This is a genomic window from Butyrivibrio sp., from assembly GCF_015056685.1.
In the GTDB taxonomy this organism is placed as follows: domain Bacteria; phylum Bacillota; class Clostridia; order Lachnospirales; family Lachnospiraceae; genus Butyrivibrio.
In genome coordinates this window covers 1-11,290 of sequence record NZ_SVFW01000077.1, presented here as the reverse complement: position 1 = coordinate 11,290, position 11,290 = coordinate 1, and the positions used below count along the sequence as shown (strand labels likewise).

Sequence of the window (11,290 nt, the reverse complement as noted above, 5' to 3'; positions counted from 1 at the left end):
AAGATGCAAACAGGATGGATCTTGGTGATGTAGAAAAGACGATTATTTCCGATGCTACATCCATGGAAGATACTCAGGATGCGGTGAATACAGAGATTACCAATATACTTAACAGACTCAGTCTTTTATCAAATGATATAAAAGGAACATTAATAGACAATCAGATCTGAGAAAGGTACTTCCGGATTCTTTGGAAGCAGAAATGGAGGGATTAACATGGCAGGTTTATATGGCGTATCAGCTTATCAGCAGACTTCACAGGCATATAGCAAAAACACAGTGAATAATGACACTAAAACACAGAGCACAGCTAAAAGTGATCAGACTGCAGCCACTAAGGGGTCACAGGCAAAGGTGGAAACAAAAGGCTGGTCTCCTATCGATACAAAATCATCTCTTGTACCAACCAAGACAGAATATGGCATGACCATAGGAGACGTGCAGTTATCTGACAAGGCCAAAGATTATCTTAGTAAGCTTCAGTCAAAGTTCCATGGAATGGAGTTTATCACAGTGAGCAAGGATATGAAGGCTCAGGTTCAGCAGAACGCTGCAGCTTACGGCAATGCCAACAAGATGGTGGTGCTCATCGATGAAGAGAAGCTTGAGAGAATGGCTACTGATGAGTCCTTCAGAAATAAGTATGAGGGGATCATTGCCTCATCCCAAAACAAGATGATGCAGGCCAAGATGGGTCTTTCCAGCAGCGGATCCAGTGTCAAGAACTTCGGAATGAGCGTGGATTCCAATGGAAACGAGAGCTTTTTTGCCACTGTAAGTAAATCTCAGGATCTTCAGAAAAAACGCATCGAGAAAAAAGCAGCCGAGAAGAAACAGCAGAAGATCAAGGAGAAGAGAGAAGCTTCCAGAAAAGCACAGGAAGAGCGCATAGAAAAGGCAAAAGAAAACAAAGCCGAAAAAACCGACGATAAGAAAGGCGAAGAGATATACGAAGAAGAATATGACATCATTGAAGCGAATTCTTTGGACGATCTTTTGTCAAAGGTTCAGACTTATTCCTATAGCAATGCAGCTTCAAGAGTAGTGACGGATGCAGAGAGAAACGTTGGAACAAGGGTTGATTTTAAAGGGTAAGGTGTAAAGCCTTAAGAGGCTGCTATGAATATATCTTTTAATACTCAAAATCCATATGGTTCATATTTTCAGAAGGCTCCTTTAGTGGGACAGGGCACCTGGAATAATAATGCCGGAGGTGCTCTGCCTTTCATGCCCGGAAATAGTGATGCAGCCTCGCCTCTTTCAAAGTTTACAGATAAGATGACGGATGATAAGCCCTCCATATCCCAGCAGATGAGGCAGATGATCAGAGACCTTAAGCAGGAGCAGTATAAAAACGCCTCCACAAAGAATCAGACAGATGGATTCTCCAAGCTGTCAGGCTCCCCGGATGCTGCAGAGGACGAAGAGATTGTCAATTCCGAGAAGTATAATTACAAAACAGTGGCAACCAAGATCCAGCAAGCCAAGACATCCATCAGCGCAGGTCAGGCTGTTCTTGCAGCAAAGAGAGAGACCTTAAAGCTCAAAAGAAAGATTGCGTCCGGTTCGGGGGATGCGGAAGAACTTCAGCTCGCACTTACCCATGCAAAACGCATGGAAATGGTAGCTAGGAAAAAGAAGCACCACCTTGAACTTGAAGAGCTGGTGGAGAATACTCAGAAAAGGGACGAAAGGCTTGAGGGTGAGAAAGATGCTTCGGTTCAGATGCAGAGTGCTCTGACTTCTGCCGAAGAAGAGAAGATCGCAGAGAAGGAAGATGCCATATTTGATGCAAGGGAAGAGATGCTGAATGAAGCCCTTGAACAGATGCAGGAAGGTAGCGCCTCTTTTTCGGAAGAAGAGCTAAAAGAGCTCAACGAGATGATCTCAGAGTTTGGTGAGGAAGAGCTTAAAGAGCTCGAAGAAGCTATGGAAATGCTTGAAACCATGGAAGTGGTAAATCCTCACATGAGCAAGGAGGACCTGGAGGAATTAAAACGCAAACACAGGGCTTCAGAAGATAAGGCCATCATGAAGGCCAATATGGAATACCTCAAAGATATGATAAAGCATGAACTTGGAAAGAACGTCTCCATGCCCGGCATGGGCGGCAGCGGTATTTACCCTGCCACATCCATGAGCATGCCTCAGGAAATGGGAATTGGGATGGGAATGGATATCTCAGCACCCCAGGCTTCAGTGCCATCATTTGATATACAAATATGAAAAGTTTTATGTCTAAAGACGCTCAAGGGTGGAATTTACGCGGAGATGTTTTAGGCTCAGGCCAAATATTATGCTGTTTAACCAGCCATATATTAAAGCCTAGCAGCAGTATCTCAGATATAGGCTGTGCATACCAGATGCCGTCAACGCCAATACTAAAGCCTAAAGTCACCATCAGTACTGCGTAGAATACCACCTCTAGGAGATAGTTCAGGTGGGCATATTTCAGAAGTCCGATAGTTTCATACAAACTGCTGAACATACTGGTGATATACATTTTCGCAAAATTCTAGTTTTACGAAAAGAACCCCCTGTGATATAATAGACTATATCAGATTATGTATATAGGTATTTATTCGGGGGTTATTTTTATGCCAGCTAATAAGATCAATTATTCGGATAAGATCAATGAACTGTTAAGCGAAATGCCTGATTTTGTAAGTGACTTTATTTACAACTTCGGACGCGTTGAAAATTATGCTACAAAGCTCGAATATTGTCGTGACATAAAGGTTTATCTTGAATATATTGTAAATTTCCTTCCAGCATATTGTGACAAGGAAATCAAGGATCTGACCATAAATGACATTGCCAATATTGAAATCCTTGATATAAACCGTTTTTTGACGACTTTATCCGGTAATCATAAGGAATCAACTGTTAAAAGAAAACGTGCATCTCTTTCGAGTATGTATGGCTTTTTTGTAGCTACAGGCAAGGTCTCACGTAATCCAATTGCCGCTACTAAGACAATTAAAATTCCTGAAAAGGATGTTATTTATTTAACAAATGATGAGCAGCGAGTTTTACTCGATACTGTTCGCCATGGAACCAAGCTTCATGATTCTGTTGCAAAAGTCCATTATATATATGCAGATCGCGATTCAGCCATGTTTATTTTGCTTCTTGACACAGGACTTCGAGTTTCTGAGATGCTTGATACAGATATTATTGATTACAATCTCGAGGATTGCAGCGTTATTGTTACCAGAAAAGGTGGCGATACTCAAATTGTATATTTTTCTGATGAATGCAGAGATTATCTTGAGATCTATTTTTCATCACAAAAGGCAAAATTCGGATTAAATAATCTTAAATTTCCTGCCTTTACTACTACTTCCGGTAATCGACTGGGAGTAAGAGCTGTAGAGATCCTGGTAAAAAAATATGTATCTGTGTGCCTTCCTGAAAAGGCAAGGATAATCTCACCACATAAATTAAGATCAAGTTTTGCAATGAGTTTTTATGCTGCAAGTGATAACAATATTCTGCTTCTTAAGAAAAAAATGAATCATAAGAGCATTCAGACAACAAATATTTACGCTAAAGCCTCTGATACAGCAATGAAGGACTCTAGATCACTTCTTCAGGGACTTAGATGATTACAAACTTCTGCTAGCTGGTTTTATAAGTTTCTCAAGGGTCTCAAACAAAACTGCCGGCTCAACAGGTTTACTCAGATGTGCATTGAGTCCTGCCTGAAGGCTCAGCTGAACATCCTCATCAAAGGCATTGGCTGTCAGGGCAATAATAGGTATAGAAGCAGAATCCTCCCTTCCCAGAGCTCTGATGTTTCTGGTGGCTGTAAGGCCGTCCATCTCAGGCATTCTCATATCCATGAGGATTGCATCGTAGTAGCCCTCTGGCTTGTTCTTGTACAGTTCAACAGCCTCTTTTCCGTTGACTGCATGATCTGCCTCAATCTTTCTCATAGAAAGAACCTTCATCATGATCTGGGCATTGACCTCAATATCCTCAGCCAGAATCACACGCCTACCTTCAAGCTCAGCTTTCCTGATACTTTCCGCAGCTATCTTTTTCTTTTTAAGTACGTTCTTAAACTCGTTTATGAGATTCTCGGTAAACAGAGGCTTTGCAATAAAGCTGTCCACACCGGCGTCCATGGCTTCTTCGTATATATCATCCCAGTTATAGGCTGTAAGAATGATCACAGCTGTATCTGCACCTATTAACGAGCGGATGTTTTTGGCTGTCTCAACGCCGTCCATCTCAGGCATCTGCCAGTCGACAATTATAAGGTTGTAGGGTTCCTGTCTTGCCTGAGAGAGTTTCACCATCTTGATGGCTTCGCTTCCTGACGTGACAGTCTCTGAATGAATTCCAGCCTGATTCATGACAAGCCTCGCCTGATCGCAGGCAAGAGGGTCATCATCTATGACAAGAACCTTCATGTCCTCGGGATGAACCTCGAGATCATCGTTATCATCTGCCAGCACCCTTTCAGAATCCCTTAATGTTACGTTTACAGTGAAGGTTGTTCCAACATTCTTTTCACTCTCGACGCTTATCTCGCCGTTCATCATCTCGACAATTCTCTTGGTGATGGCCATTCCAAGGCCGGAACTGCCGTATTTGTTGGTAGCTCCGGCATTTTCCTGAGTAAACGCATCGAATATCTTGGGCAGATATTCTTTGCTCATACCTATTCCGGTATCTTTTATCTTGAACTGGATCGAGGACCTGTCATCAAATCCACCTGTCTTTTCCACGGTAAACTCAACGCTTCCGCCCTCAGGGGTAAACTTCACGGCGTTTCCGAGAATATTGATAAGAACCTGTCTGAGCTTGGTGTTGTCACCGATGTAATAGTCATTTAAGTGTCCGTTAATGTGGCAGTTATACTCAAGGCCTTTTTCCTGGCACTGTCCGCTGAATATTACATTTATCTGCTCAATGAGTTTGGAAAATGCAAACTCCTCATTTTTAAGCGACATACGTCCCGACTCGATCCTGGACATATCAAGAATATCGTTTATAAGACTAAGAAGATGCTGTGCGCTGCTTCCTATCTTTTCAAGATAATCCTTGGTTGTATCGGAAATATCCGGCTCATTGAGGGCAAGGGAATCAAGGCCTATGATGGCATTCATAGGCGTTCTTATCTCATGGCTCATGCTTGATAAGAATACAGTCTTTGCTTTTGATGCCTCTTCAGCAGTCTTGAGGGCATCTGAAAGAGCCTGATTCTTGGCAAGAGAGTCCCTCATCTCCTCGTCTATATCAGAAAATCCTACACCTATCGCATTTATTGAGTCATGATTTCTCGCAGAGCCGGTTCTGGCTTCAGCCATTCTGAGCATTTCATAGCTCTCGACTCCATCCTTTTTGACCAGATATCTGAAGGCAATAAGAGGGCTTTCCTTTAAGCTTTTACGGATATTCTCAGGCTTAATAAACTCAAGGAACTGCTCTCTGTAGTCCTCGGATACGAATTTATTGGCATACTCGGTAAAGCCCTCAGAGAAGACAAAAACATCATCCTTGCGGATATTGTCATGAGCATCATCATTGCTAAAGCAGGTGGCACTGTCCTTGTCGAGATTTACGTAGTACACGCTCCTGTAGTCGGAAGCAAGCGCTGTGATCATCCTGTCAAGCCTTGCCCTTTGCTTTTCCTGCTCAAGAAGTTCATCCTGAAGGGCAATCCTCTCCTCGAGTTCCTGCTGCATAACCTCCGAGGTCTCTTTTTCCATGGCTAGCTTGGTGGCTTTTCTGGTCTGAACCAGCATCATGGAAAAAACAGCCGAAAGAACAATGGTAGTCAACAATGCAAGAACCAGGCTCCTCTTTATGATACCCTCTGATATCTCATCAATCTGCTGGCTGATAACGCTCTCCCTAATAAGGTATGTCAGCATCCAGTTTGTCCCGTGTACGGGAACATAGTACAAGGTCTCCTGTACACCGTTATAGGTAAAAGAAACTACACCGGTATGTCCGTTTTCGAAATCTTTCCTGATATCTTCTACAGTTCTGTCATTTTCGATGTCAGCGGCTTCAAAAGCGGATAAGAGGTTATCCTCACTGGCAAGTCCCCCCAGTACCATATTGGCAACCGAGTATCCGTCGGGAGTGTAAATATTACAGAAGGTGGTATTGTTGGAGCCTGACTCAAAAGAAAGATTAGCGAGCATGTGCTCCATGTCTATCTCCATAAAGCAGACAACAAGGTTATGTCCCTCATAAGGAAGACGATCCGTGGGAACTGCAATGACGACCTTTGTGTTGTCACCATCCTCATTCTTCAATGAGATTTCAGGTCCGGAAAGAGTCTGATAGTCGAAATGATACTGATCTATATCTGTTCTGGTCCCCCTGGAGGTATAAATAAGTCCTGTCTCATCAACAAAGGCAAATTTTTCAAGGTCATAGAGCTGTTTCATCCTAAGCTGATATGCCTGGAGATTTGCTGTGCTTGAGAGGTCCTCCGGAGTCATAAGTCCTATGGCCACATCAAGGTCACTGATATAGTCATTTAAAGTTGACGCCACAACCTGTTCTCTTCTGCCAGCCAACTCCTCAAGATATAAAATACTTACGTTTCGAACTGCCTTCCTGGCGCCTGAACTTGCACTTCGTCCAGTCCAAATCGTTCCGATAATCATAATTGCAACCACTATAATGCTTCCAATGATAGCAAGAGACATGATCTTTTTAGTATTTACACCCTTCATATAGCGCCTCCGGTTTCACTTGAGTCTTGATTGCAAACTTCTCCTATTGTTATATTATCATTTTAGCGACGCTAATAATATGAAATTTTAGTAAATGATAAATAAAAATGGGGCTGTTCACACTAAGCGACAGTCCCTTTCTTTTAACTTGTATATGTTTGATAGATATCTACCTGATCATAAATGCATCTCCATGAACTCCATGCATCAGCAGTCACGCAGATATAGTGAGTGCCATCATTAGAAATCATGTAGCTTGCACCGCAACAGCCGGACTGATTGACAAATCCAGTCTTTGCACCCATTATTTCGCCATGGATATCCTTATCTTCTATCCTTCTCATGAACCAGTTAGAAATAGTGATTCCTTCCGGATGTTCAGATGTGGGCGATGTTGTATAGGTTCTGGCATTTAATACTTCATGACACAGTTCATTTTCTTCAGCGGCTTTGAGGATCATTGCCATATCTGTAAGTGTACAGTAATGGTCTTCATCGTAGACTCCAATACAATTGGTGAAATGAGCTGTATCTGACAAACCAAGTTCTTCAAGCTTCTCATTCATTAGCTCAACAAAAGCTTCTTGAGAACCGGCTACATATTCTGCAAGCATCATAGCTGCATCGGCACCTGATGGAAGTATGGTTCCATACATCATGTCTTTTACAGTCTGTACATCGCCGACTTTTAGTCCTACAGCACTACAATCCTTACTAAAGACATAGTTACCTATTTCCTGGGTCATTGTATATGTTCCGTCAAGTGAATCTATATGTTCGGCAGCAACTAAAAGAGTCAATATCTTAGTCATTGAAGCCGGATTAATCCTGACATTTCCATCCTTTGATGCAACGGCTTTTCCTGTATCCAGATTTACCAAAACACCATAAGAGCTTTGAACTTCCTCACTTGATATATAAGCTGTGTCTGAATCAATATCAACAATATATCCGTCAAAAAAAGAATCAGCATCTTCTGATGCTTTCAAATATGGATTCTCTTCTTCTATTTCTACATCTTCAACGACTGTGTCTACAATTGTCAGCTCTGTAGTGGCTGCATCCTGCGCTACTTCTGTATTTTCAACAGGTTTATGCTTGAGCTTATATGCTAGAAAACAAATGCCAGAAGTTATAAGACCAATTATTAAAACTAAAGAAGCAATATGAAAATATATTTCAAGTTTTCTTCTTTTTTTATATTGAGAAGCGCTCATTCTTTGGCCATCTCTGGTTCGGTAATGTGCTTTTCTATAATTCCCCATTTTAACTCCCAAAAACAGATTGGTTTGACTGCTAATTCTTTGAATTAATTATTCAAAATAGTAGCTTTTAAATATTAACATTATTTACTTTGCTACTTCAATGTAAAAAAATAACAAAAAAATACCCCGATATTTCTACTGTCTGAAATATCGGAGCTTTATAGGCGACATAAAGATATTTTATTTCACAGAAGAATATGTCTTCTTAAACTGGTTCTTATCAACAATAAAGATATTGTGCTCATCATCCTGACTTATTGCGATATAATCACCCTTCTGACCGAGCATATATTTCTCATTATCCCAATAAGTGAATAATTTTGTCATTTTTGTTAGTTTTTTTGCTTTGATATTCATGTTGCCGGTTGATATGAAAGGTTTTACATAATCCATTAAGACATACGTTTTTCCGGTGTCAGCAATCTTTATTGTTGGATTATAATCCGTACTTAACCTGAACTTTTTTCTTGTTTTTGTGTAGTTTCTAAGATAATGATCATTTGTGATCGGGACAACATCACCATTTTCAGTAATGACAAGCATTGTTTTATTTTTTATCTCAATATTTTTGTCACCTGAAAGTGTTCTGATGATAGCCATTGAACCCGGTGCAACAAAGTCTTTAGGATCGATCACGCCAACTACAAGATTTGATGAACGGTACTTTTTCATACTCTTTTGATCAATGGATGCCTTTTTTGCATAGATGATATCACAATCATCAAAATATGTATTAAGGCGTTCTTTGATTATATTGGAAATAGAATACCTGGCTGCCATATCTTCTATTTCAACATACTCGGGATACTGCTTTTTTATCAGTTCATTTTTTAATAGACCGCCAGCCTTTTCAACATGGCCACCACCGGAACCTATTTTATTTGCAAGGAAAGAAGCAAGTTCATCTGCTCTTGTTTCCTTGGAACAGCTCCTTATAGAGAACTTAACACCAAATGATAAGATACTATATACAATGCAAACATCGACGGAATCTATTGCAATGATGAAGTCTCCTATCAGACCTAAGATATTAGGGTCACAAGGATCACTCTTTAATATGGCATATTTACCATTTTCATGATATTCAATGCCAAGCATTGCAACTCCTGCAACCTTTGCTTCACGAAGCGTAAGATTCATGTTTTTGAGCTTTAAAATAAGGCTCTTGTCATAGTCCAGACTCTCTATCATGTCTCGATCCAAAGGATGAGATATTTCAGAAAATGCGTTGGTATCTGAGTACAGACCATAATAAAGGGCTGTACTTATCTTTTTATCAAAAAAGTCTTCCTCTTTTTCAAGCTTAAGAAGATACCATATAGCAGTGCAACAACTACCAAGATTACTTCTTACTTCATTAAGCTTTGGCAGTGTGGTTGATACCTGATGATGATCAATCACTGCTACATTATGCGCTGAAAATTTATGAACATTGCCCTCACCATACTGGCAATCAGCCATAAGAAGAAGCTCAGGCTTTGAACTAAGCTTTGTAACATATTCAATTGGAATATGGAGTCTTTCTATCAGATATACAAGATTACTCTTAGAAATTTTAAAATTTCCTGAATAAATAAATCTTACTTTTTTACCTTTATCTGAAAAGTATCTATAAAGAACATATCCTGAACAGATAGCATCTGCATCAGGATTATCATGGCACTGAATGACTATTGAATTATAACAAAGTAAACTAGATAATTTCATAAGACCCCCAATGAGTATATATTACACTATTGGAGGTTTTATGTAAAAAGAAACTTCTAAATGCGATACAAATATCATTTGATATTGTTGATTCTATTTTTAAAATATCGCAATTATTTATATTCTGATGAATAGTATGGAATAATAAGCTGTTCTCCTGCCATCACCAGAGACGTATCGCCAAGACCGTTGATATCTTCTATTTCACTTATATATTGATCAAGATTTTTATATTTATCTGAGTCAAAATATCTCTCAGCAATATTACTGATAGTATCTCCAGTATGAACTGTTATGGTCTTATAATATTTGTACTCAGGAACAAAAGTCTCTGACTGAGCATCTGATAATAATGAAAAAGTAAAGAAGAAAAATGCAAATATCATTGCAGAAATTACTGTTATAAGGGTAATATACTGCCTTCGAACGATCTTCGCTCTGCGCTTTTTATTTTCCCTGATACGTACTTCACTTGGACTAAAAAATCTTGAATCATTATAAAGACTTGCTGCAGCCATCATTGCTTCACTCATTTTTATACCTCACATACATAACCCAAACACTACTAACCAATCTCTCAACGAACATTTGTTGCGAACAACTGTTCTAAATACATAGTAGCAACCAAACATTTGTTTGTCAACAGAAATCGAACAAATTTTCCGAACAAACATTTGCTTTTGCATTTGAAGTTTGTTATACTGAATTAAGAAAATATTTGGGAGGTCCACATGGTTAAAGGGAATATTTCAAAGAAACAGCAGGAAATACTGGATTATATTAAGGAGCAAACTCTTTCAAGAGGCTTTCCGCCTTCAGTAAGAGATATCTGCGCTGCAGTTAATCTTAAGTCTACTTCTTCTGTTCACTCTCATTTGGAAACACTTGAAAAAAATGGATATATCAGAAGAGATCCTACAAAGCCTCGTGCAATTGAAATCTGCGATGATGGTTTTAACATGGTAAGAACTGAGATTGTCAGCATTCCCGTTGTAGGTCAGGTAGCTGCAGGTGCTCCTATTCTTGCAGAGGAGAATATTGATTCATATATCCCTATTCCTGCAAGTATGTGTCCTAAGGGCTCAGATGCTTTTATTTTAAATGTTAAGGGTGATTCAATGATCAATGCCGGCATTTTTAATGGCGACAAGGTATTTGTTCAGGTTTGCAATACAGCTAAAAATGGTGATCAGGTTGTTGCTCTCATCGATGATTCTGCAACAGTCAAGACCTTCTACAAAGAGAAGGGACACATTCGTCTTCAGCCTGAAAACGACACAATGGATCCCATCATAGTAGATGACTGCACCATCCTCGGCAAAGTCTTCGGAATCATGCGCTTCTACAAATAACCATACTTTTTCGCGAGTGGCATAAAATCCAAAAGTGCCTATAACTTCGTATAGATCCCTATTGCTCATACTAAATCGCTCTATCCGAAGTTATAGGCACTTATGGATTTATGGGTTACTACACATATAAAGACAATTTTTTGCAAGAACAGCAGACGAACTGAAAGTGTAGGCATAGTGATGTGAGCGATTTATTTTGAAATGATGATAAATGGATATAAATAAGCCCACAAAAGACTTGTGTTCTGAATAAGTATGAAACAAG

The 11,290-nt window shown here is 39.8% G+C and carries 8 protein-coding genes; 4 read left to right on the top strand and 4 right to left on the bottom strand.

Annotation, left to right across the window (positions count from 1 at the left end):
• Positions 1–216: 216 nt before the first annotated feature.
• From E7303_RS17380 to E7303_RS17370, 3 genes are all read left to right on the top strand, one after another.
• Positions 217–1,095 carry a DUF6033 family protein gene (locus E7303_RS17380; RefSeq protein WP_292146717.1) on the top strand — a complete coding sequence of 293 codons (879 nt, stop codon included), beginning with the start codon at positions 217–219 and terminating at the stop codon, positions 1,093–1,095.
• A 24-nt stretch (positions 1,096–1,119) separates the two neighbouring features.
• Positions 1,120–2,226 carry a hypothetical protein gene (locus E7303_RS17375; RefSeq protein WP_292146716.1) on the top strand — a complete coding sequence of 369 codons (1,107 nt, stop codon included), beginning with the start codon at positions 1,120–1,122 and terminating at the stop codon, positions 2,224–2,226.
• 371 nt (positions 2,227–2,597) lie between these two features.
• Positions 2,598–3,608: a tyrosine-type recombinase/integrase gene (locus tag E7303_RS17370; RefSeq protein ID WP_074883794.1), complete on the top strand. Its 1,011-nt coding sequence runs from the start codon at positions 2,598–2,600 to the stop codon at positions 3,606–3,608.
• Here E7303_RS17370 and E7303_RS17365 read toward each other — a convergent pair whose 3' ends face one another.
• The 4 genes from E7303_RS17365 to E7303_RS17350 all read right to left on the bottom strand — a co-directional run bounded on the left by E7303_RS17365 (position 3,609) and on the right by E7303_RS17350 (position 10,206).
• Positions 3,609–6,701, bottom strand: coding sequence for a response regulator (locus tag E7303_RS17365; protein WP_292146714.1), 3,093 nt, complete (start codon positions 6,699–6,701; stop codon positions 3,609–3,611).
• A 143-nt stretch (positions 6,702–6,844) separates the two neighbouring features.
• Positions 6,845–7,966, bottom strand: a complete 1,122-nt coding sequence (locus tag E7303_RS17360) for a D-alanyl-D-alanine carboxypeptidase family protein (RefSeq protein WP_292146713.1) — start codon at positions 7,964–7,966, stop codon at positions 6,845–6,847.
• 180 nt (positions 7,967–8,146) lie between these two features.
• Positions 8,147–9,673 (bottom strand): DHH family phosphoesterase, encoded by a 1,527-nt coding sequence (locus E7303_RS17355; RefSeq protein ID WP_292146712.1) that lies wholly within the window; start codon positions 9,671–9,673, stop codon positions 8,147–8,149.
• A 113-nt stretch (positions 9,674–9,786) separates the two neighbouring features.
• A complete protein-coding gene (locus tag E7303_RS17350; RefSeq protein WP_292146711.1) occupies positions 9,787–10,206 on the bottom strand; it encodes a LysM peptidoglycan-binding domain-containing protein in 420 nt (139 codons plus the stop codon).
• Between the two features lie 198 nt (positions 10,207–10,404).
• Between E7303_RS17350 and lexA the strand changes: the two genes are divergently transcribed.
• Positions 10,405–11,025 (top strand): transcriptional repressor LexA, encoded by a 621-nt coding sequence (gene lexA / locus E7303_RS17345; protein WP_292146710.1) that lies wholly within the window; start codon positions 10,405–10,407, stop codon positions 11,023–11,025.
• The last annotated feature ends 265 nt before the right edge of the window (positions 11,026–11,290 follow it).

Bases quoted from the DNA above. Each gene is read 5' to 3' on its own strand.
- E7303_RS17380 (WP_292146717.1), top strand. From the start codon at position 217: ATGGCAGGTTTATATGGCGTATCAGCTTATCAGCAGACTTCACAGGCA.
- E7303_RS17375 (WP_292146716.1), top strand. From the start codon at position 1,120: ATGAATATATCTTTTAATACTCAAAATCCATATGGTTCATATTTTCAG.
- E7303_RS17370 (WP_074883794.1), top strand. From the start codon at position 2,598: ATGCCAGCTAATAAGATCAATTATTCGGATAAGATCAATGAACTGTTA.
- E7303_RS17365 (WP_292146714.1), bottom strand. From the start codon at position 6,701: ATGAAGGGTGTAAATACTAAAAAGATCATGTCTCTTGCTATCATTGGA.
- E7303_RS17360 (WP_292146713.1), bottom strand. From the start codon at position 7,966: ATGGGGAATTATAGAAAAGCACATTACCGAACCAGAGATGGCCAAAGA.
- E7303_RS17355 (WP_292146712.1), bottom strand. From the start codon at position 9,673: ATGAAATTATCTAGTTTACTTTGTTATAATTCAATAGTCATTCAGTGC.
- E7303_RS17350 (WP_292146711.1), bottom strand. From the start codon at position 10,206: ATGAGTGAAGCAATGATGGCTGCAGCAAGTCTTTATAATGATTCAAGA.
- lexA (WP_292146710.1), top strand. From the start codon at position 10,405: ATGGTTAAAGGGAATATTTCAAAGAAACAGCAGGAAATACTGGATTAT.